This is a genomic window from Archaeoglobus fulgidus DSM 4304, assembly GCF_000008665.1.
GTDB lineage: Archaea > Halobacteriota > Archaeoglobi > Archaeoglobales > Archaeoglobaceae > Archaeoglobus > Archaeoglobus fulgidus.
Genome location: NC_000917.1, coordinates 142,802 through 163,627, shown reverse-complemented (window position 1 = coordinate 163,627; position 20,826 = coordinate 142,802). Strand labels below are relative to the sequence as shown.

26 protein-coding genes and 1 pseudogene are annotated in these 20,826 nt (G+C 48.7%); 14 read left to right on the top strand and 13 right to left on the bottom strand.

Annotation, left to right across the window (positions count from 1 at the left end; all coding sequences use genetic code 11):
- Nucleotides 1-52 precede the first annotated feature (52 nt).
- Genes AF_RS00915 through AF_RS00900 form a run of 4 tightly spaced genes read left to right on the top strand, consistent with a single transcriptional unit; the run spans nt 53 to nt 3,540 of the window.
- Nucleotides 53-442 (top strand): DsrE/DsrF/DrsH-like family protein, encoded by a 390-nt coding sequence (locus tag AF_RS00915; RefSeq protein WP_244372792.1) that lies wholly within the window; start codon nt 53-55, stop codon nt 440-442.
- Nucleotides 414-1,454, top strand: a complete 1,041-nt coding sequence (locus AF_RS00910) for a hypothetical protein (protein ID WP_143274348.1) — start codon at nt 414-416, stop codon at nt 1,452-1,454. Before AF_RS00915 ends, AF_RS00910 begins: the two co-directional genes overlap by 29 nt.
- A gap of 11 nt (nt 1,455-1,465) precedes the next feature.
- A complete protein-coding gene (gene pscS / locus AF_RS00905; protein ID WP_010877693.1) occupies nt 1,466-2,638 on the top strand; it encodes an O-phospho-L-seryl-tRNA:Cys-tRNA synthase in 1,173 nt (390 codons plus the stop codon).
- Nucleotides 2,635-3,540 (top strand): DUF169 domain-containing protein, encoded by a 906-nt coding sequence (locus AF_RS00900; RefSeq protein WP_048064182.1) that lies wholly within the window; start codon nt 2,635-2,637, stop codon nt 3,538-3,540. Before pscS ends, AF_RS00900 begins: the two co-directional genes overlap by 4 nt.
- Nucleotides 3,541-3,553: 13 nt before the next feature.
- On the opposite strand, the gene AF_RS00895 is transcribed toward AF_RS00900, so the two are convergent.
- Genes AF_RS00895 through AF_RS12810 form a run of 3 tightly spaced genes read right to left on the bottom strand, consistent with a single transcriptional unit; the run spans nt 3,554 to nt 5,534 of the window.
- Entirely contained in the window at nt 3,554-4,255 is a 702-nt protein-coding gene (locus AF_RS00895) for a hypothetical protein (RefSeq protein ID WP_048064181.1), read from the bottom strand.
- Nucleotides 4,252-5,328: a DUF22 domain-containing protein gene (locus AF_RS00890; protein ID WP_372428822.1), complete on the bottom strand. Its 1,077-nt coding sequence runs from the start codon at nt 5,326-5,328 to the stop codon at nt 4,252-4,254. Before AF_RS00890 ends, AF_RS00895 begins: the two co-directional genes overlap by 4 nt.
- Nucleotides 5,250-5,534 (bottom strand): DUF22 domain-containing protein, encoded by a 285-nt coding sequence (locus AF_RS12810; protein ID WP_048064180.1) that lies wholly within the window; start codon nt 5,532-5,534, stop codon nt 5,250-5,252. The genes AF_RS00890 and AF_RS12810 overlap by 79 nt, the downstream gene beginning before the upstream one ends.
- Before the next feature lie 122 nt (nt 5,535-5,656).
- Between AF_RS12810 and AF_RS00880 the strand changes: the two genes are divergently transcribed.
- The 5 genes from AF_RS00880 to AF_RS12310 are packed head-to-tail and all read left to right on the top strand — an operon-like array spanning nt 5,657 to nt 11,431.
- Nucleotides 5,657-6,226 carry an FmdE family protein gene (locus AF_RS00880; protein ID WP_010877689.1) on the top strand — a complete coding sequence of 190 codons (570 nt, stop codon included), beginning with the start codon at nt 5,657-5,659 and terminating at the stop codon, nt 6,224-6,226.
- Between the two features lie 58 nt (nt 6,227-6,284).
- Entirely contained in the window at nt 6,285-8,975 is a 2,691-nt protein-coding gene (locus AF_RS00875; protein ID WP_010877688.1) for a molybdopterin-dependent oxidoreductase, read from the top strand.
- A 4-nt stretch (nt 8,976-8,979) separates the two neighbouring features.
- Nucleotides 8,980-9,735: a 4Fe-4S dicluster domain-containing protein gene (locus tag AF_RS00870; protein ID WP_010877687.1), complete on the top strand. Its 756-nt coding sequence runs from the start codon at nt 8,980-8,982 to the stop codon at nt 9,733-9,735.
- The gene (gene nrfD, locus AF_RS00865; RefSeq protein ID WP_010877686.1) at nt 9,732-10,955 is read left to right on the top strand and encodes an NrfD/PsrC family molybdoenzyme membrane anchor subunit; all 1,224 of its coding nucleotides are present in this window, start codon (nt 9,732-9,734) and stop codon (nt 10,953-10,955) included. Before AF_RS00870 ends, nrfD begins: the two co-directional genes overlap by 4 nt.
- Nucleotides 10,952-11,431: a TorD/DmsD family molecular chaperone gene (locus AF_RS12310; protein WP_010877685.1), complete on the top strand. Its 480-nt coding sequence runs from the start codon at nt 10,952-10,954 to the stop codon at nt 11,429-11,431. The genes nrfD and AF_RS12310 overlap by 4 nt, the downstream gene beginning before the upstream one ends.
- Here the strand turns inward: AF_RS12310 and AF_RS00855 are convergent.
- The 3 genes and pseudogenes from AF_RS00855 to AF_RS00840 all read right to left on the bottom strand — a co-directional run bounded on the left by AF_RS00855 (nt 11,402) and on the right by AF_RS00840 (nt 13,950).
- The gene (locus tag AF_RS00855; protein ID WP_158296872.1) at nt 11,402-12,028 is read right to left on the bottom strand and encodes a hypothetical protein; all 627 of its coding nucleotides are present in this window, start codon (nt 12,026-12,028) and stop codon (nt 11,402-11,404) included. The two genes, AF_RS12310 and AF_RS00855, sit on opposite strands and share 30 nt — an antisense overlap.
- 72 nt (nt 12,029-12,100) lie before the next feature.
- Nucleotides 12,101-12,657: pseudogene (locus tag AF_RS00845) on the bottom strand (sulfite oxidase-like oxidoreductase).
- A 3-nt stretch (nt 12,658-12,660) separates the two neighbouring features.
- Complete coding sequence (locus tag AF_RS00840; RefSeq protein WP_209435123.1) at nt 12,661-13,950, bottom strand: DUF438 domain-containing protein; 1,290 nt, start codon at nt 13,948-13,950, stop codon at nt 12,661-12,663.
- Between the two features lie 98 nt (nt 13,951-14,048).
- Here AF_RS00840 and AF_RS00835 point away from each other — a divergent pair, with 98 nt between their 5' ends.
- The 5 genes from AF_RS00835 to AF_RS00820 are packed head-to-tail and all read left to right on the top strand — an operon-like array spanning nt 14,049 to nt 16,106.
- The gene (locus AF_RS00835) at nt 14,049-14,510 is read left to right on the top strand and encodes a DUF1858 domain-containing protein (RefSeq protein WP_010877681.1); all 462 of its coding nucleotides are present in this window, start codon (nt 14,049-14,051) and stop codon (nt 14,508-14,510) included.
- 4 nt (nt 14,511-14,514) lie between these two features.
- Nucleotides 14,515-14,793 (top strand): winged helix-turn-helix domain-containing protein, encoded by a 279-nt coding sequence (locus AF_RS00830; protein WP_010877680.1) that lies wholly within the window; start codon nt 14,515-14,517, stop codon nt 14,791-14,793.
- A 4-nt stretch (nt 14,794-14,797) separates the two neighbouring features.
- On the top strand, nt 14,798-14,920 hold the full coding sequence (locus AF_RS13650) for a hypothetical protein (protein ID WP_257640071.1): 123 nt from the start codon (nt 14,798-14,800) through the stop codon (nt 14,918-14,920).
- A gap of 17 nt (nt 14,921-14,937) precedes the next feature.
- Entirely contained in the window at nt 14,938-15,927 is a 990-nt protein-coding gene (locus AF_RS00825; protein WP_209435122.1) for an FprA family A-type flavoprotein, read from the top strand.
- Nucleotides 15,924-16,106 (top strand): ferredoxin, encoded by a 183-nt coding sequence (locus tag AF_RS00820; RefSeq protein ID WP_010877678.1) that lies wholly within the window; start codon nt 15,924-15,926, stop codon nt 16,104-16,106. The genes AF_RS00825 and AF_RS00820 overlap by 4 nt, the downstream gene beginning before the upstream one ends.
- A 132-nt stretch (nt 16,107-16,238) precedes the next feature.
- On the opposite strand, the gene AF_RS00815 is transcribed toward AF_RS00820, so the two are convergent.
- The 7 genes from AF_RS00815 to AF_RS00790 form a co-directional block, all read right to left on the bottom strand.
- On the bottom strand, nt 16,239-16,472 hold the full coding sequence (locus AF_RS00815) for a sulfurtransferase TusA family protein (protein ID WP_010877677.1): 234 nt from the start codon (nt 16,470-16,472) through the stop codon (nt 16,239-16,241).
- Nucleotides 16,453-17,763, bottom strand: a complete 1,311-nt coding sequence (locus tag AF_RS00810; protein ID WP_010877676.1) for a nitrite/sulfite reductase — start codon at nt 17,761-17,763, stop codon at nt 16,453-16,455. The genes AF_RS00815 and AF_RS00810 overlap by 20 nt, the downstream gene beginning before the upstream one ends.
- Nucleotides 17,764-17,823: 60 nt before the next feature.
- On the bottom strand, nt 17,824-18,375 hold the full coding sequence (locus AF_RS00805) for a DUF1648 domain-containing protein (RefSeq protein WP_010877675.1): 552 nt from the start codon (nt 18,373-18,375) through the stop codon (nt 17,824-17,826).
- A gap of 157 nt (nt 18,376-18,532) precedes the next feature.
- A complete protein-coding gene (locus AF_RS00800; protein WP_010877674.1) occupies nt 18,533-18,883 on the bottom strand; it encodes a hypothetical protein in 351 nt (116 codons plus the stop codon).
- 1 nt (nt 18,884) lies between these two features.
- Entirely contained in the window at nt 18,885-19,049 is a 165-nt protein-coding gene (locus AF_RS12985; RefSeq protein WP_156029474.1) for a hypothetical protein, read from the bottom strand.
- 75 nt (nt 19,050-19,124) lie between these two features.
- A complete protein-coding gene (locus tag AF_RS00795; protein ID WP_143274347.1) occupies nt 19,125-20,318 on the bottom strand; it encodes a molybdopterin molybdotransferase MoeA in 1,194 nt (397 codons plus the stop codon).
- Nucleotides 20,296-20,820 carry a Tat proofreading chaperone TtrD gene (locus tag AF_RS00790; protein WP_010877672.1) on the bottom strand — a complete coding sequence of 175 codons (525 nt, stop codon included), beginning with the start codon at nt 20,818-20,820 and terminating at the stop codon, nt 20,296-20,298. The genes AF_RS00795 and AF_RS00790 overlap by 23 nt, the downstream gene beginning before the upstream one ends.
- Nucleotides 20,821-20,826: the final 6 nt, after the last annotated feature.

The window sequence follows — 20,826 nt, the reverse complement described above, 5'->3', positions numbered from 1 at the left end:
ACGAGAAGGTTGCTCTGATAAAGCTTTTATTCAGAAATTAACAGTGTTCATTATGTCTGACAGAATTAACGGAATCATAGTCCACAGCGGACAGTGGGACAGAATTTACCATGCATTCAGCATAGCATCGGTTCTCGCATCAATGGGCGAGGAAGTGCAGGTTTTTCTCACCTACTGGGCTCTGAGAAATATATGCAGAGGAGAGAAGGTTTTCGATGGAGATGAGGAAAGACAGGCAATTGAGAGCGGCATCAAAAGAGGTATTTTGAGAGAGCTGGAGCAACTTGTGAATCTCGGAAAGTCGTTCGGACGGATGCGAATCATTGCGTGCTCCGGCAGCATGGAGCTTTTCGGTCTCAGAGAGGATGAGCTACCGGAATGGGTGGACAAGGTCGGCGGGCTGACAGAGGTTCTTGGCGGTGACAACTTCATCTTCGTTTGATTTTTCTCTGCCCTACGTTAACAGCTATGATGACCTGAGGAAGGAGTACAGAGCGAGGGAGAGGTGTGGTTACAGGGCGCGGAGCTATTTTTTGAAAACCTTTGGCTTTGACGTTGACGATTACAGCTTTGATTTCAGTGGAGGGGGTATGTGGAGGCAGTTTTTTGGCTTACACTTCGAAAATATCGTTGCCGAGGTTCTCTGCAGATCATACGACCTTGATCGTTTTGACCTCACGTATCTGTGTGACGGCTTCACGACCAGAAATCCATTCAAGTACAGCCTTGTGATGCCAAAGTTTGCAAGAAGGAAAAGGGGATGGGAGGTGAGAAAGTACTTAGTTGCTGAAGACTTCGTCGAAAGGCAGTGCATTGCGGACATAAAGCTTTGTGGCAGCGACGAGCCAGCCTTCAATCTCCACGCCAGTATCGCCGAAAGGTCAGGGATAAAAAACCGCACGACAGATATTTCCGATTTTCTCGCCGACTTCGTTCATCACTCCCTTTTGCACCTAAATCGTGAGAGCTTCGGCAGAATCTTCGACACCCTCTTTGTTCTGAGAGAGAAGAATGGCAGGCTGCTAAGGGAAAAGCTTGGATACGACGGAGAGACCTACAAACGCAACTCCCACCAAATCAGCTTTAAAGAGCTGGAAGACCTCAGCGCAGAGAAGAAAGTTTTTCCTTCAGCAAAAACATACTACAGCCAGCTTTACCTCTTCATCCCGGGAATTTTCGCCTCCTACGCCCAGATTGAGGCGGTCTTTGAGCTCGCAGATGAGGCAATTTATATCCCTGCTGCCGAGGGTTTCAGGAGGTGCAAGGAAGTTATTGGCTTCTATCCCCTTGTCATTCCAATGCCGGATTTCAACCTGCTTGAGGAGTTCAGGTTTACAAAGAATCCGGCGTGCGTCTGCATGTGCTCCGAAATTGATTTCGAATTTTCCCCCTCAGGAAACTTTTACTTGGACTGTCTGAACATCGGAAGGAAACTGCTTCGGGATAAAACTTAAAAAACTTAACAATGTTAAGTAAGCCTATGGAACTGCTGAGACCATCAAAGGGAATGATTAACGTTCATCCCATTCAAAGAGGAGGAATTCTGACTGAAGAGGCGAGGAAGGTGCTTTTAGAGTGGGGGGATGGCTACAGCATGTGTGATATCTGCCTTGAGGGCAGAGTTGACCTGCTGGACAAACCGCCAGTCAAGAGGTTCAAGGAAGAGGTTGCGGAGTTTCTCGGTATGGATGAAGTGAGGTTCACCGCTGGGGCGAGGCATGCGAAGTTCGTGGCGATGAGCGGGTTTAAGGGGGCTTTGGTGGTGGACTCCCTCGCCCACTACACTACCTACATTGCAGCAGAACTCAATGGCCTGAGAGTTTACGAGGTTCCCAACACGGGCTATCCTGAGTTCAGGATAGAGGCTGAGAGTTATACGGATGTTTTCGAGAAGGTTAAGGAGGAGACCGGAGATTATCCCGCCGTTGCACTGCTAACCCACGCCGACTACAAATACGGGAATCTGGCAGATGCTAAGAAGGTTGCGGAAATATGCAGGGATTACGGGATTCCGCTTATTTTGAACACAGCCTACACCTCAGGGATTATGGAGGTGAGTGGAAGGGAAACGGGATGCGACTTTATTGTTGCAAGCGGGCACAAAAGCTGGGCCGCAACAGCACCCATCGGAATTCTCGCAACAACTTTTGAGTTCGCTGAAAGGGTTTTCAGGGTTTCTGAAGTGAGGGGAAACTGGAGCGGCAGGGCTTTCACCAAGAAGGAGGTTGCCCTTTTCGGCTGCTCTCCAGTTTACGGCCTTCCCCTTGTAACCCTTATGGCCTCCTTTCCAGTAGTAAAGGAGAGGGTGAAGAGATGGAAGGAGGAGGTTGAGAAGGCAAGGTGGTTTGTTGAGGAGATGGAAAAGATTGAGGGTGTTATGCTTCTGGGGGAGAGGCCGAAGAACCACACGCTCATGAACTTCGAAACTCCGTCCTTTAACTTAATAGCTAAAAAGCACAGGCGGAAGGGATACTTCCTCTATCACGAGCTTAAGGAGAGGGGAATTTTTGGTGTGCAGCCGGGAATGACGAGGAACGTTAAGCTCAACGTTTACGGCCTGAGCTGGGAGGAGGTTGAGAGGGTTGCTGAGGCCTTCAAGGAGATTGCCGAGAAATATGGCCTGGAGGTGGAAGATTGAGCTTCAGGAGGTATTTTCAGCTCAGATACAGCCCTGTTGGAGTGAAGCTGCTTGAAACCGAGGATGGAGAAGTCATGGACAGGTTCTGCTCCGCAGTGAGAGAGGCGACAAACAGGAGGGTAATTGCAAAGGCCTTCAACTGTGCTGGAGCAGAGGTTTCCCTTTTTCTTGAGCCTCTGAAGGGATTTGAGGCTCAGGGCATCCTCATCGAGCCCTACAATGAAAAGGGAGATTACGATGTCGTGCTGGTCATAGCTACCCCCGAAAAGGTGATGGAGATTTCAAGAGCTTTCAGGCAGGTTTTTGGAGATTTACTGGTAGCAAGGTTTAGCGGTAGCAGAGCGGTTTGCGGTGAGGCAACGGCGGATGTTATCAAAGAGGGGGAGCCCAACGTCTCCTTTCTGTGCGAGGGGGCGAGGGTTCTCGGAGGTTACAGCAGCGAGGAGGTCGTGGTGGGCTTTCCAGCTGAACTCTTCAGAAGATTCGAAAGGGAGCTTGTGACAGGGAAGCTGAAGGCCCTTTGTGGATGTTTGACTGACGACCTCCCCGAACACGTCAAAAAGAAGTTCATGTCCATGGGGTTTGATAAAGCCACTGACCACTTCATGGGCTATATCAACGGCAAAATCGTCAGCGTTTACGTCTTCAGAGGTGACGTTTCGGATAGAGTGGCCATATACACAAGCTTAAAGTTCAGAAGTGAGGAGGAGACCGAAAAAGCTCTTGAAGCCTTTGATGACGGAGAAATCATAGCTTACAGAAGGGAAAAATGGTTGGAGGTCTCAAAAGTTCTTAAGCTGGAAGAAGATATAGCAAGGGCTGTCAAAAGACCTGAATTCGAGCGCTGGTTTTTGGATGAGGTTGAGGGGCTGGTTAAGCTCGTTAAAACGAAGACTGCATGAAATAAAATAAAAATTAAACAACCACAACACTCGCCTTCGCCCTCTCCACAATCTTTTCAATGTTCTCCTTCCCCAGCCCCCTGTTGAGGAATATGGTGTCTGCACCGTGCTTTTCTGAATACCTCAGCGTATCTTCAACTATGTTTCCCCTGATAACAGCTCTTTCAGCCTTAAGATGAGATGAGAGCTCCTCTGTTTCCCTCTCCATCCTCTCAAACTCCTCCCTGAACTTCCTCGATGACGCTTCAGGAGGCATCGTTGGCTGGACTATTGCCAGAATGAAAAGCTCCTTTGCCCTTTCAAGCCATGCAGTGTTTGGTGTGCTGGAGGAGTGGACGTAAAGAGCCTTGTTGAAGCTAAGCCCTCCCCTCGGAAAAACCAGAGTGACGTTTTCAGACAGCAGCCTTTCAGGTAGGGGCATTGAGGTGAAGAAGTAAACAACCTCTGCCCCCAGCGACTCAACAGCGTGGATTAGCTCATCCTCAAATCTGTCGAAGGCTATGCTCAGCCCCGAAACGTTGTAGAATTCTTCAAATCTTTCAAAGAGCTTCTCTGCTCTCCTTATCGCCCTAATCTTGTCTCTGGCCATCGCCCTCATTTCTCCCTTCTCTGAAATCGCCCTTCCCCCTGTGCCATTCTCCAGAACCAGCAGATGTATCTCCTCTGCATCAAAGCTTGGCTCTATTTCATCCCTGAGAACCACAACCGCCCTCATCCAACCACCTCTGCAAACAATCTCCTGAACTCTCCCTGCCACTCCTCAAGCCACCGCCATATCACCTCGTAGGGCTGAACCTCAATGCTATAAACGTTCATAACTCCAAGCAGCTGCCCCTTCCTTATTTCTCCGTCGAAGACTGGCAGGAAGACTGCCTTTATAATCTCCCTTCTTTCCTCGACTCTTCTCGGCCTTTCCTCAACAACATCAACCACACTTCCAAAGGCGTTTCTCATCACGTAGAGGGGATAGACAATGGTGTTCTCCTCAAGGCTAATTGGTTCTATCGCAATTTCCTCAACCTCCCCCTTCCTGACCTTTCGGTTCTCTGCCGCAACAATGGGCTCCCATCTCGCTATGGTCTTCCTCCTGTAGGCGAAGGGCTTGATTCTGAACTCCTTTCTTCCCCTCTCATCAACAACCTTTGCAAGAACCTCATCCTTTTCCCTTCTGCCAACGCTGAAGTTCTCTGTTGCTATGTAGTAAACATTAATCACACCCAGCAGGTCTCCCTTCTCAACTCTCCCGCTTCTTGCGGGCAGGAAAATTGCCTCGCCAATTCTCTTCTTCTCCTCAACCTTCCTCCTCTTTCCCTGCTGAACAACATCAATTAAAGAGCCCAAGGCATGCCTCCTGATGAAGAGAGGCGTTATGACGGTGTATTCAGGCAGCGTTATCTCCTTTATCTTTATTCTCGCAACCTCACCCCTCTCAACATCAACAGATTCTGCAGCTATCACCGGCTCCCACTCGGCAACATGGCTCCTGAAGTAGCCGAAAAACCTCGTCTTTATTCTCTCCCTCCTTATCTCTCCATCTTCCTTCCACGTCAGGTTCGCCTGAACTATCTCCTCCCTTATCCTTATGTCTCCAGCCTTGAATCCCAGTCTCTTTCCAATTGCCCCGGTTCTGACAAAGAAAACCTTCAGTATGCCAACGATATCTCCTTCCTCCACAACTCCATCTTCAGCGGGCAGGAAGACTGCGTGAGTTATCTTCTTCTCCTCCTCAACTCTGCTCGGCTTTTCCTCAACAACGTCAACTGTTGTGCCCGTCGCATGGGGGGCGATTGAGAGCGGAGCAACGATTGTGTTCTGAGGAATCCTGCCACTCTCAGCCTTATAAGCTCAGGCTTCCCCTTCTCAACCTCACGCCTCTCATCTGCGACGAGAACCTTCCACTGCGTGAAGGGAGCAATCCTGTAGCTGACCTTATCCTTCTTCACCTCGAAACTTCCCAGTCTCTTTCCCAGCTCTTCCCAATACACAATTTCCATGATTTTTCAAACCAAACGCTGTATTTAAATTTAACGGTGTTTTTACATGATTAAAAATAATCGAATTAGGCAACTTAACACCGTTCAAAAATAATTTAAAGCTAATGAGTTTTTAAGAGTCCATGGACAGAAACGAGATGCTTGAGTTTGCGGCAAAGCTTCACAGCCACCTCAGCCCCGGAGTGGCTCTGGGCATAAAGATGGCCCAAATTGCATACGAAAAGCTTGGTGTGAACTTCAGAGGGAAGGGGCTTGTTGGGATTGCCGAGACAGCAATGTGCCTGCCCGATGCTCTGCAGGTCGTTGCAGGAACCACACCCGGCAACAGGAATTTGATTGTGAAGGACTACGGAAAGCTCGCTTTGGCGATTGTGAGGTTTGACACCAGAGAAGGCTATAGGGTGACGATTAAGAAAGAGGCGGCCAAGAAGTCTGAGCTGATAAAGAAATTCCTCTACAGGCTTGGAAAGCTGAACAAAGAGGAGGAGAAAAGGCTGGCTGAGGAGTTTCTGAACCTTGAGCCTGAATACTTTGAGGTTAGAGAAATAAGGCTGACGATACCTGTGGGTGGGACAAAGGAGCCAATAGTTGAATGTGAGAAATGCGGGGAGCTTCAGCCATCTGATTACGTCGCTGAGGTTGATGGAAGGATGGTTTGCTTTATGTGTGCTGGAAAGGGGTATTTTGAGTAGCAATTTTTCCTAATATTTTAGGGAAAAACCTTATGACCTTGCCAAAAAGACACTATTTATGAAGGTAAGCAGGAGAGACTTTATCAAGCTCTCTGCAGCGACTGCTTTTGCTTCCGGTTTAGGTCTTGGCTACTTCCAGAAAAGTCGTGGAGTGCAGCAAAATGCAGGCGAAATCAAAACTGTGAGGTCGGTTTGCTCACCAAACTGCACGGGAGCATGCGGTTTTGATGCGCTTGTTTACAACGGCAGAATCGAGACACTCACTCAGGCAGCAGATTATCCTGAGCCTGAATATAACCCAAGGGGATGTCTCAGGGGACAGTCAATGATGAACTTGATTTACGGTCCGGACAGGTTGAAAAGGCCGTTAATCAGGGTGGGAAAAAGAGGAGAGGGGAAATTCAAAGCTGTGAGCTGGGATGAGGCTTTGGATTACGTTGCAGACAGGCTGGCTGACATAATGAAGCGACACGGTCCGGAATCGGTGGCAATTTCGATTCAGGTTCCAGGGACTGGCTACGTTCACAAAGGGGCTATGATGAGACTCGCATCCATGTTCGGATGGAGTGCTTTGCACGGCTATACGATGAATGGAGACCTGCCAGCCTTCTGGTCACAAACCTTCGGAGTTCAAACGGAGGAGTTCGAGTCCCTTGAATGGACCAACTCGAAGTATATAGCCATTTTCGGCTCCAATATAATGGTCACCCGCCTTCCAGATGCAAAGTTCGTAAACATCGCTGCGGAGAGGGGGGCGAAGGTTGTTGTAGTGGACCCGAACTTCAGCCCCACAGCAGCTAAGGCTGATGAATGGGTGCAGATAAATCCTTCAACCGACTCAGCTTTCGCGCTGGCAATAGCGAGAGAGATAATTGAAAACAGACTCTATGACGAGGAATTCATCAAAACATACACCGACATGCCGCTGCTGGTGAGAATGGACACCCAGAAAAGGCTGATGGCGAAGGAAGTAAAGGAACTTGAGGAGATTGCTGGAAAACTAAACGTTCCAGAATACAGAGATGTGTTCGTCGTTTACGACGTCAACGAGGGATTCAAGCCGGTGAATCCAGAAACCCTTGAGAGGGATTTTGAGCCTGCGATAGAAGGAGAATTTGAGGTAGAGCTTGTTGACGGAAAAAGGGTGAAGGTAAAACCGGTTTTCCAGCTTCTAAAGGAGGAGGTTCAGAAGTACACCCCCGAAAAAGTTGCTGAGATTATTACTCCTCCAAACAGAAATAAGGGCGAGTACGTGGATATGATCAAAAGACTTGCATTTGAAATGGCAACCGTAAAGCCTTTGCACATCATCTACGGTGCGAGTAATTACCAGTGGTACCACGGTGACCTGAAGGGAAGGGCTCTGGCGCTGATTGTTGCATTAACAGGAAATCTCGGAAAGAGTGGCGCAGGAATATCCACATATGCTGGACAGTTCAAGATTCGCTGGCCTCTTGGAGCATGGTGGAGCTTCAAGGGTAGGAAGAATAAATGGGTAACCTACCTCCTCTGGATGAACAAGGAATACAGGCAAAGCGAGGAGTTCAAAAAATACAACAGAGAAACCCCCTATCCTAAGAACGATGTTAAAGCTTTCCTCTTCGGCTGGAACAATCCCTTCGACCAGCACAACATGGCTAACAGGATGATTGAATACGCCGAGAATGGAGACTTGGAACTCATAGTTGCGATAGACTTCCAGATGACGACCTCATGCAAGTGGGCAGATGTGGTGTTGCCCGGTGTCGCATGGTACGAGAAGTACGAGCTAACAGCAACGATTCTCCATCCCTACGTCCAGCTCCAGCAGCCTGCGATCGAGCCACTTTTCGAATGCATGCCAGAAATATGGATTTTCAAGGAGCTGGCCAAAAGACTCGTCCAGAAGTGGAACGATGAAGAGCTCAAATCCAGCATTTCTGAGTTCTATCCTGATCCAGAGCTTTTCGATGAGGAGGAGAGGGCGAGAAAGGATGGGACGTGGAGTTTCAGGTTGGCAAGGAATATTGCACATAAGGCCTCCCTGAAAGCTGTCGAGCTCATGCTCAAGACTGGTGGCGAGCTTGTGGAAGGGATAACTCTTGAAAAACTGCTAAAAGGACCTGTGAGATTGAACCTGCCAACCCCTAATAAAAGACAGATTCCATTCTGGGAGCAGATAAACCTTAAAAAGCCTTTCCCACCCCAGTCCTATCCTGTTCCACTTCAAAAAACGGCGAGATTTGTGAAAAGTGGAAGAATTGAGTTTTACAAAGAGGAGGACGTTTTCATAGACCTTGGGGAAACTCTGCCAGTTCACAAAGACCCGTTTGTTGATACTGAGTACAGGCTGAATCCCGAAGCGAAGAGGAAATACAGGTACTTTTACATCACCAGAAACGCGCTCTACAGAGTTCACTCCACCCACAGCAACAACATAACGATGCTTGAGCTTCAGGACTTCAGGCCGAGAGTTTGGTTGCATCCTATAACAGCAAAGGAGAACGGAATTGCTGAGGGAGACCTTGTAGAGGTTTACAACGACAGGGGCAGGGTATACGGCTATGCCGTACTGGATGAGGGACTGCATCCCTCGGTAATCATATTCGAGCAGGGCTGGTGGAGCAGATATTTGAGAGGAACATCCTACAACAGCCTGACCTTCCCCTGGATTAAACCAACCCATATTGTCTACTTCGTCCCCGGCATCTGGGAACCCACTACAGCGTGGAATGAGGTTGCGTGTGCAGTAAGGAAGGTGGAGGTGTAGGTGCATGGTGAGGTATGGAATGGTTATAGACCTGAACAGATGTATAGGCTGCAGAAGCTGCGCTGTTATTTGCAAAATTCACAACTCTCTCCCGCCGGGCACTTGGTGGCACAGAGTTGAGACCGTAGGGAGCAAAGAACATCAAACTCCGTCGGGAGATTACCCCAATCTGACTGAACTTTACCTCCCAGTCCCCTGCATGCATTGCGATAATCCACCCTGCGTTAAGGTATGCCCCGTCGGTGCAACGTGGAAAAGAGAGGACGGGGTTGTGCTGGTGGACTTTGAGAGGTGCATTGGCTGCAGGTACTGCATGACTGCCTGCCCTTATGGTGTGAGGCAGTTTAACTGGGAAGATAAGGATAAGGCGGTAGAGAAAGGTTTCAAGGCGGCAGGATTTGAAGGTGAGTACGTAGAAGGATACAGGCACGGATATCCCATTGATCACAGAACCAAAGACGGAAGGCTGGTTTACACGCCCAAGAGACCAAGAGGAGTGGTTGAAAAGTGCACATTCTGTGTGCAGTATATTGACAAAGGTCTAAAGCCCGCATGTGTTAGAGGCTGTCCAGGGAATGCGAGGATTTTCGGAGACCTCGATGACCCTAACAGTGAGATTTCAAAGGTGTTGAGGGACGGGGCACACACGAGATTGCTGGAAGATTTGGGGACGGAGCCAAAGGTGTTCTACCTTTTACCTATGAAAAGGGCTGAAAGAGGAGAAGTTAGGTATTCTCCAGAACTGGAGGTGAAATTGTGAAGTTTAAAGCTTTAGTTGCGGTTCTGGTTGCCTTAGCAGCACTGGGAATGGCAGCATGGCTGTATCAGCTTCAGGAAGGATTGATAGTAACGAACATGCGGAATCCCTTTAGCTGGGGGCTCTACATTGCGATGTGGGCATTTTTTGTCGGAACGGCTGCTGGTGGTCTTGTTGTGTCATCTGCGATATACATCTTCGGGGCAAGAGAATTCAAGCCCATAGCGCCAGTGGCATCAACGACTGCCTTCATCTTCGCTGTCGGTGCGATGGTTATGGTTCTACCCGACCTCGGTAGGGTGGACAGAATACTGAACATGTTTCTTTACCCCAACTTCTCATCTCTTCTACCCTGGGACCTGATAGTACTCTCAACCTACGCTTTCCTTTCGGCCATTTACACCTACGTTCTTCTGATGCCGAGAATTGCTGAGAGGGGAGTCTTAGGTTTTCTAAAGAAAGATGCGACTGATTTAGAGTCTTTAAGGCAAAAGTCCGAGAAGTATGCGAAAGTTCTTGCTCCGATAGCCCTCCCCTTCGCCATACTCATCCACACCGTGACGGCTTGGGTTCTCGCAACGCAACTTTCGAGGCCGTGGTGGTATGGCGGGCTGCTCGCCCCAACTTTCATCGCAGCTGCAATCGCCACAGGGCCTGCCGTTGTAATACTTGCATCCCTCTTCGTTTATGGTTATGAAGATAGGCTTAAAAATGCCTACAGACTTCTCGGCAAGATTTCTGCAGCATCATCCGCTGCTCTCCTTTTCATGTACTACAACGACTTCCTCGTCAGATACTGGTGGGGAGAAGGGCTGGAATACGAGGCTCTGGCTATTGTCTTCAGAGATTACCTCCACATACACTTCCTCGAAGTTCTGTTTATCCTCTTCTCAGCCATCGTGCTGGCCAAGGCGACGACCCGTGCAAGGCTAATTATTGGTAGCGTGTCTGTCAACGTGGGTGTCCTCCTCCACAGATTTCTACTGATGCCTCCTGCCTACAACGTCTTTGCCTTCAGCATCGAGGGATGGCAGTATCCTATCGCTGTAGGAGAGGTGAGGGGTGACCTGTTCAGCCCTCAGCCTGTTTTCGTGGATTACTGGAGCTACTCACCGTCTGCAGTTGAAATTGCAGTAACGGTCGGAATTGTTGCCGTACTGAGTTTGGTCCTGCTGACTCTGCTTAAGGCTCTTCCTCTCAAAGATGTGGGTGAGAAGGCATGAGAGAGCATCTTAAGCTTTTCTCGCTGATTTTTTCCTATCCTGATGAGGACAAGCTCGGAAAAGCCATAGCGCTTGCAGAGGGCATTGGCCTTACAGAGATTGCTCAAACTTTGAAACAGGTTGACATTGAAGCACTTCAGGTTGAATACACTTCTCTTTTTATTTCCTCACACCCCTCAGTTCCGTGCCCTCCATACCAATCCTACTTCGAGGAGGGGAGCGTTTACGGAAAAGCATCCCTCAGAGCAGCTGAGCTATACTCGAAATACGGTCTTAACTACGTTTACGAGTCTGAACCACCAGACCACATATCAGTCGAGCTTGAGTTTCTTTCAATGAATCCAGAGCTTCTCTCCGATTTTAGAGACTGGTTTTTAGAATTTGCTAAGTGTGTTGAGGAGAAATCAGAAATTTATGCGACCTTCGCAAGGGCTTTTAGAAAATTTTTAGAGAAGCCCAGCAAAGTCCAGAGCTAAAAACCCGACGACGAAGAGCAGATTCAGAAAAAGCAGTGAAAATCCGAAGCTCCTAACACTAATGCTGTTTGCTTTTACCGTTACAACTATCGCCGCTGCTGTCACAGCTGCCGCAAGGACTGGATGGGAGAGGATGTAGAAAATAAGGGCGAGGGGTATAATCGCGAGGTAGTTCTTTGCCGAAACTCTGCCGTAAATTCTTGAGTCAGCAAGAAAAAGGTTGAAGGCTGTTAGAGAGAACAAGAGGGTTAATGGTGCCAATATTTCCATCAGGCCCGCCCCGTAAGCCAAGGCCATCATCGGAAAGGGGAAGGTGAGAGCGAAGGCACCGATTTTCGTCTCAATTCTCCACTCATTCACGAATTTGAGCGCTATGAAGAGGATCGAGTAAGCGAGGAGGAAGTAGATGGTAGTGGGGTTAAGGTAGAGGATGTATGCTGCCAACGCTGAAAGGAGAATTGGAAAAACGAGTGAAAAATCTTTCTTCATATACATGAGCGGGTTTACTGACAGCAGGGAAAGCAGCGCTATTGCTAAATTAAGAGGTGTGAGGTATTTCATCGCCAGGAGCGTTGAGGTTAACCAGATGCTTATCACGCCCCCCATTTTTGGCAAAAGCCTCATGGAGGTGAGTTAAGACTTGGGGGGATAAGGATTCTCCCTAAGATTTTAGGTCCTGCTGTACCTCTCCTCCTTCCACGGGTCACCCCTGATATGGTAACCCCTGCTCTCCCAGAATCCCAGCCTCTCTTCCGCCATAAACTCCACTGCCGTAACCCACTTGGCGCTCTTCCAGAAGTAGAGGTGTGGCACAACCAAGCGGAGCGGTAGCCGTGCTCGAGAGATAAGGGCTTTCCATCCATTTTGATGGCGAAAAATCCCTTCGAGAAGTCCTCTATGGAGAGGTTGGTTGTGTAGCCGTCTGCTGAATGAACCATCACGTATCGGGCGTTTTCAAGGGGCTTTGAAAGCTTTATAATCTCAGAGGCTTCAAAACCTTCCCAAACGGAGTCGAGCTTGCTCCAGCCCGTTACGCAGTGAACATCACACCTAAACTCCTTCTGCGGGAGTTCGAGCATCTCCTCGTAGGTAAAGGTAAGCTCCCTTGAAACCAGCCCGTAAACCCTAAATCTCCACTCCTCAATGTCGATGTGCGGGATGCCCCTGTATTGCAGCACCGGGAGTTTGTCAAAAACCCTCTGACCGGGAGGAACTCTTTCTTTCATCTTCTACTTCCACCCCAGCAGCCTCTTCTCGCCCTCAAGCCTTTTTATCTCCGTCACATCCTGAACAACCTCCACCGTGCCAAGGTACTCCCCCTCATCCCTCACGGCGAAGTATCTTATGTGTATAATTCTCCCACCCATGTTTATCCAGAACTCAGCAAAATCCCTCTCCCCGTTTCTGAAGGCCTTCAGTATTTTATCAACAATGTGCACGCTCCTCGGCGGGTGGCATAAATGAACTCTCCTCCCGATGACGGAAGGTGTTCTTGCGAATATCCTGTCGCTCCCTGAGAAAAACCTGACCCTGTCATTGCTGTCAACGAAGGTTATGTCAAAGGGCAGAGCTTTGAAAATGGCGTTAATTTCTCTCTGAGAGAGATATCCCTCATCAAGCCTTAAGTCATCCTCCCTCACTACCTCATAACTGTCGGGCTTCAAGAGCTGTCCCTTCAGCAAGTTTTGCACCTCTTCTGGCAGGCTGATAAGCTGCTCTGCGGTTATGGTAGTGTCTATCTCGTAAGGATGCACGGGCTTGGCATCGCTCTTCCATTCTGCTGGCTTGAGCTTGTAGTAACCTATTATCTCTTCCTGCTCCCTTATTGCCCTCCACTCTCCCTCGCTGAGCAGAACTTTTAGCGTTGGGTAGAAGATGTTGTTCTCCCTGAAAACCATATCCAGCATTGCCGATGAAACCTCCCTCGCTTTCTCCACAACTCTTTTGATGTGCTCCTCCCACCTCTCTCCCGTGTCTGTGGTAAGAAGTCTGTGCAAAACCCTCAGGGCAGCCCTTATCTCATCATGCTTGAACCACAACACGTTTGGAATGGCAGTAATCCCCCTCCTCTCGATGTAGGGGAAAATGAGCATCTCCTCTCTGTTGTAGTGAGTGTGGCCAACCTTTATGAGTTCTGCCACAACGCTTTCCATCTCCTCCAGAATTTCTCCCTTCATCTCCCTCTCCAGCGTGTTTGCAAGCAACGCGAGCATTTCCGCATCCTTCACTATCTCCCTGTTTTCCATGAAGAGGGTGTGGAGCGGATGCCCTTCAGGAATATCTTCAACGCTGAAAGCCCCCTCAACGCTCTCCCTGAAGAGCTCAACATGTATGTCACACATCTTCGCTATCTCCCTCGTCGAAATACCCTCCTTAACGAGCTCCTGCTCAATAAGCGGGATTTCGAGGGGTGAAATGCTGGCAAGCACATCTTTAAACTGCTCCTTCAGCTCTGAAACATCCCTACCTTCATGAATCTGCCTGAGAAGGCTTTTCAGCAACTCCTTCTTGTCTTCCATGATGGAATTTAACATGATACTATTTTACCATTTTCCCGCAAAGCTTCACCGAAGATTTTAGTGGAAACTGATTTGTAGTTTCATGATGAATTAGTGTTATGGTAGCAATATCTGATTTGAGGGGGCTTTCCCTGCCCGAAGCCCTCGGAGGAATTGTTGAGGCGATTGAGAATGTAGAGGTTGGGGAGCAGGTGCAGTTCGTGCTCGATTCGGATGCTGATGTTGAGGCAATCACCACACACCTTTCCGAATACGCAGAGTGCAGTGCTGAGAAGGGTGACAGGTTCATTCTGCTTAAAGTCACAAAAAGGGCTGAATTTAAGGCTGATGAGGAGGAGGAGTTCAGGATTGATGAAAACACCAATGTTGGAAGGCTCATCGAGAGGTATCCTGAGGCTACAGAAATCCTCGCATCCTACGGCTTCACACCTCTGCGAAATCCCGTATTGAGGAAAACTCTTGCAAAAACAATCACTCTTGGCAGGGCTAAGATGCTGAAAAAGCTGAGCGATGAGGAGTTTGAAGAGATGCTGAGGAAGCTGAGAGAGTTGAGGGGGTGAGATTATGTCCTTGGAGGAGTGGATTAAGGCTGATAGCCTCGAAAAGGCTGATGAGTATCACAAAAGGTATAACTACGCTGTTACCAATCCCGTCAGGAGGAAAATTCTTAGAATGCTCGATAAAGGCAGAAGTGAGGAGGAAATCATGCAGACCCTTTCACTGAGCAAAAAGCAGCTTGATTATCACCTCAAAGTCCTTGAAGCCGGTTTCTGCATAGAGAGAGTTGGAGAGAGGTGGGTTGTTACAGATGCTGGAAAGATTGTTGACAAAATAAGGGGGTGAGAGTGTGGAGATTGCTGAAAAAGTTTACTGGGTTGGTGCGAAGGACTGGAATCGCAGAATTTTTGACTCGCTCATTCCCCTCCCGCAGGGAACGAGCTACAACAGCTACCTGATTGTTGATGAGTGAATCCGGGGTTTGAGGACGTGCTCAGGCGGAACGTTGAGAGGTATGCTGACAGAATTGATTACGTTGTTATGAACCACGCCGAACCCGACCACGCCGGGGCGATACCCTTTATCATGGAAAGCAGCGACGCTTTGCTGGTGACCACGAAGAAGGGGGCTGAGATGGCGAAGTTCTACTACGATGTTCCTGAAAGCAGGGTGAGGGTTGTTGAGGATGGGGAGGAGATAAGCCTCGGCGAAAAAACTCTCCGCTTCATCCACGCTCCGTGGCTTCACTGGCCTGAAACGATGTTCACCTATCTCGTGGAGGATGGAATACTCTTCCCCTGTGATTTCTTTGGCTGTCACACAGCTTACGGCTTCTACGATGACGAGGTGCCTGAGATTCTCTACTACGCCCAGAGATACTTCGGTGAGATAATGATGCCCTTCCGCAGTATGGGAAAGAAGGCTCTGGAGAAAATAAAAGGCCTGAAAATAAACATGATAGCCCCAAGCCACGGGCCGATTTACAGAAACCTCGAGAAAATCCTGTCAGCATACGAGAAATGGACTGCAGGGGAAACTGAGGAAAAGGTGCTTGTGGTTTACGCCACCATGTGGGGCTCGACGGAGAGGATGGTGAATCTGCTTACTGAGCTGCTGATGAAGGAGGGTTTGAAGGTTGCCGTTCACAATTTAGCGAGTGCGGACATTGGCGAGATTGCGAAGGACTTGGTTGACTCAAGAGCTATTGTGCTCGGCACTCCAACTGTGCTGGGAGGAATGCACCCCCTCGCCCTCTTCGCTGCAAACCTCGTAAAGGCTCTGAGACCACCAGCCAGATACGCAGCAGTTCTGAGCTCTTTCGGCTGGGGTGGAGGGGCTGTGAAGCAGATTGAGGAGATAGTTTCTTCTCTGAACCTCGAAGTTCTCGGGGTTGTTGAAGTTAGGGCAAAGCCATCGGATTCAGACCTTGAGAAGGTAAGAAAGCTGGCTGAGAAAATTGCAGGGGTGGTGAAGGTATGAAAGCCGTTGTGGACAGAGACCTCTGCATTGGTTGCGGGACGTGTGAGGAAATATGCCCTGAGGTTTTCAGGCTTAACGATGAGGGCATAAGCGAGGTTATCGGTAGCTGTGACAGCGCTGAATGCTGCGAGGAGGCTATGGAGAGCTGTCCCGCTTCGGCGATTTCACTTGAGGATTGATTTTTCAAATTTATTTTTAAAAAATGAAGATTTTAGTTCTATGTGCGGATTCCAGCGAATCTAATTACTTAGGTATAATGAAGCTGTGCCCTGCCTACCACCATACTGGACAGACCCATTGACCTCAAAAGATCACCGCCAAATCCTGATTCTCCAGACCTCTCCATCCCTCCTCTTTTCCACTCTCCAGCCCTCTTTTTCTGCAATCTTCTCAATGTCCCTCACAGATGGAGGATTGTTCGTCAAAACCTCAAGCCTGTCAACCTTCTGCATTGCAAGCTTGGTTATAATCACTGGATACGGGCAGACCATGTTCCTGCAGTCCAGCTCGTGAAAATCTCCTCTTTCAATCAGCTTTAGCTCCATATCCATCACCAAGATGTTTTTTAATGAGCTCAACCGCCTCCTCAACGCTCAGGTTCTCCGCCTCCTTCCAGCCGTGAATGAAGACGTCGTAGAGCTGCTTTCCTGCTTTAACCTTCCCACAAAGTCCGATTTCAGCAAGAGGATGGCAGGCACAGGCGTTGCTGCATCCGCTCACCCCCACAAATCTATCGCTCGCTGGAATGTGCCTGAGAACGTCCTTTGCGTGCACCAGCGTCTTACCGCAGAAGTTCGATGCACAGGCGATGTGCATTCTTGGAGCACTGAGGTCAAACTGCTCGGAAAGCCTCTCTTTCAAAGCCTTCAAGTCGTCAATATCGGTGAAAACAACGTTCTGCCATGGTGTGAGCCTGATTCCTCCATCAAACTCCTCAGCAACCTCAGCAATGAAGCTCAGCCTTTCCGAGTCGAGGATACCTGCGAACACAGGAAGGGTGTAGTAGTTGCTGCCATCATCCTGCAAGCCCTCAGTGTGCTCTGATGGCGGATTGCAGTTGAAATCATCAGCTAAATCGAATTTAACACCCATTCTGAGCTCAATTTCTCTTCTCAGCCACTCGCATCCAGCAGTCTCAAAAAAGTTCTTGAACCTTGCCTCTGCTTTTCTCTCAGCTCTGAAGTCTTTGTAGATGTCTATGACCGTCCTTATAAAATCGAAGGCATCCTCCTCGTAAACAACGATTCTCAAGCTCTTTGCCTTCCTGACTCCGGGCTTCGAAGCCCCCAGTCCTCCCCCAACAAGCGGTACAAACCCCTCGCCGTTCCACTGCATTGCCAAGTCCTGCGCCTCCTCCCTTATGCAGTTGCTCTCGCAAGTAGAGATGCCAATCTTGAACTTGTGCGGAAGGCTGACGTAATCCGGGTTGCCTGAGAAGAAATCCGTAATCTCCCTAACAAGCCAGTAAGCATCGTATCCCTTTTTCCCAGACAGAGGGCAGCAGACGGCGTTTCTCACATCACCGTGGCATGTTTCGGCAAAAGCCTGACTGCACAGGTCTGTTGTGAAGCCAAGCTTTTCCATCTCAGCGAAGATTTCCAGAGCATCCTCAGCCTCGATCCAGTGAAGCTGTATGTCCTGCCTCGTCGTAATCTCAGCATAACCTCTCCCATATTTATCTGATAGCTCAGCAACACCTCTCAGCCGATCCGGTGAAATTATCCCGCCCGGAATTTTTATACGAAGAAAGTGATCAGAATTATTGCCCCCATCTCTGCCGAGGGAGTATTTCCACATCCATTCCCGCAGTTTGTGAAGCTCGACTTCAATTGCCATAGGTTAATTAACACTGTTAAGTTAATAAATCTTTTGCCTTAACTCTGTTAAATTTATAAATTATTCGCCAATTTCCCTGCTCATCTGGGCGGAAATCATGCTGAGGTACAAGAAGAAGATGAACAGAGGTGCTGCTATAACGAAAATCAGGATAATGTAAAAAAGGAGTGGCAGTTCTCCGCTCAGGGTTGCATGAAAGATGGCGTACTCCATCCCGAGAAAACCTGCCGAGAGAATCAGGGATAAAAGAAGGACGGGTTCGAAGTACCTGTTGACCCAGTAACTTCTCCTCTCTTCCCGGATTTTGCCTATGTTCATGTAGAAGGCGGGGAGATTTATGAATTGAGGGTAGCGGTTGATGAGGGTGAATCTGAGCTTCGTGATGATCAGGATGATTGCTGGAGCAATGCTGAATACTGCTGGCAGGATTAGAAGCTCCTCTCTGCTTCCAAACCTGTCTGGCTCGCCGCCAGCTCCAAAGTGGGTTGGGACGGTCTCAGGGAGTTGGCTGTAAGTCAGCAGTGGATAAAGCCAGAGGAGGGCAATTGCGATTAGGTTTAACCGCAGAAGGGCTTTTCCCGTGTCTGTGAGCGGGGATGGGGAAATATTCATGGTTTGGATCTTGGATGGAGAGTGTTTAAAATTTTCCGTAAACGAGTTAATTATCTCCTCCTGCGTCTATTCCAACTTTTAAGATAGTCCAGTACATATTTTGGATTCTGGACTTTCAGTTTTACTTTATCGATTTTCTTTACCAGCTCCACCAATCTCAAATCCCTTGTGGCGAAGTGTGTGGTTCCATTAAAAACAGCTGTTGTGAGTCCTCAGAAAGAGCTTTTCTCTCCCTTATCGAAAACCAGTACCATGAAGAAGCAGGGACAGCCTCTCTGAAAAGCTTCATGTTAATAGCATCGTCATATATGACACCAAAAACCTCTGCTATTGCCATCTGTGATGTTCCTGAAACTTTTTCTTTCAATTTAAGAATTTCCTCGACAAGCTTGAAAGATTCTGCCATATGCCTGTATCGCTCCGTAAGTAGCGGATCGCTGGCGTCCTGATTCTTGTTCTTAAGCAGTATCCAGTCGGCTATAACGTTAGCATCAAGAAAAATTCTCATATTACAGTAAATCCCATATCGATTTCTTTTCTCTCTTTTTTGATGGTTTCCACAACCTCTTTATCTGCCCTGCTTTTCCTGAACTGATAGTCCTTTGTCTTACAGCATAATACTTTCCGGTAACTGGATTGTATATTCTCTTTTTTCTCTTTCTCTCGCTGGTCATTTTAACCACCACTTTTGTTTTTTCATTACTTTTTAAATTTCTACCGCTTTTAATCTAAGGTTAACGGAAACATCCTCAATCATACAAACAAACCTCAACCTCCTCTCCAGCCCTCAAATCCCTGTCAGTCACAACGAACCCATCTGAAACTGCACTTCTCGCCATCGCTGAAACCAGACTCACCTCATACTTCTCATACGGAATGATGGAAACGTGAGAGTGCCTGAATCCCGCTGGAATTGCATAACCGTCCCTCAGCTTCACAAACAGGAAGTAGCTGAACCCCTTCGTGGGGAGCTTTACATCTCCCGCAATCCTTGCCCTAACCTTCGGGAAGGGCTTATCCCCTGCGAAAAACCTTCTCAGAGACAGCATGGCTGTAAAGCAGCCAGCAGGCTTTCCGGGCAAGGCAAAAACGGGCTTTTCATTTACAACAGCCACAACCATCGGCTTTCCCGGCCTCTGCCTCACCTTGTAAATCAGAACCTCTCCCATCTCCTTCAGAGCCTTAACCACGTAGTCCTTCTCCCCAACGCTAACTCCGCCGCTTGTAAGAACAGCATCGTAATCTCTCACACCCTTCTCAACCATCTCCCTTACTTCTTCCGCATCATCCCCAGCCACACCAAGAAAGTGAACCTCGCAGCCCAACTTCCGCAAAAAGGCGGAAATCATTGCCGAGTTGGAGTCCGCAATTATCCCCTTCTTTATCTCATCCCCGTTCGAGAACACCGCAGCCCTCAGCCTCCTGAAAACCCTGACCCTCTCAACTCCAGCGCTGATTAAAGCAGCAATCTCCTGCGGGCCTATTCTGGTTTTTGCCGGCAGAATCAAATCCCCCTTCTTCACCTCACTCCCCTTCTTCAGCACATACTTTCCCCTGTTGACTTTCTCCCTTATCCTCATCTTGCTGCCATCAACCTCGGCAATCTCCACCTTGACAACCGTGTCAGCATTGACGGGCATCTTCGCCCCGGTGGTGATGTAAACGCACTCCCCTCTGTTGACGAATCTATCCTCAACCTCTCCAGCGTAAACCTCTCCCACTATTCTGTACTCCCTGACACCATCCTCAAGCTTCAAGGCATAGCCATCCATCGTTGCGATGTCGAAGGGCGGCATGTCCTTGGCAGCGAACACATCCTCCGCCAGCTCCCTGTCCAGAGCATCCTCCACTCTAACCTCCTCGCTCTCACGCTTGAAGTAAAATCTCTGCCTCAGCTCGTCCATCAGCTTCCAGGTTTCGTCAATTGTTGTCAGCTCCCTCATTTTTCTCACCTACGAGGCTGCTGTAGAGGTACTTCGCATCCTCTCTGACGAAATCCCTCACGAAGTTGAGGAGAGGTGCAGAGGGGAGATTTTTGACGAGGGGCTGGAGGTGAGCCTTTATAAACCTGTGCTGGGCTGCCCTGATTTTGTAAAGCTCCTCCTCCTTCATCTGCTGCGCCAAGCTAATCTCCCTCTCAACCAGCTTCGACATGAAGGCAAGCTCCACAGCTATATGGTCAGCATGCAACTCTGAAGCCTGAAAGCCGTATCTTTCGTAGAAGTCTTTCATTACGCTCTCGTAAACTTCAGCAAGAGATTGAGGCATGTCCTTTATAAGAACAGAGCCCCTCAACTCCCTAACGAGCACAGAACGCAGATTAAAATCAATTTCGCCGAATTTTTCGATAATTTCTCTGCAGTCTTTGGGGATTGCCTCATCGTAAAAAAGGTGGTAAAAAATTTTTGAAAGCGTTGCGTAAACCTTTGCCCTCCCTATGGTCACAAGCAA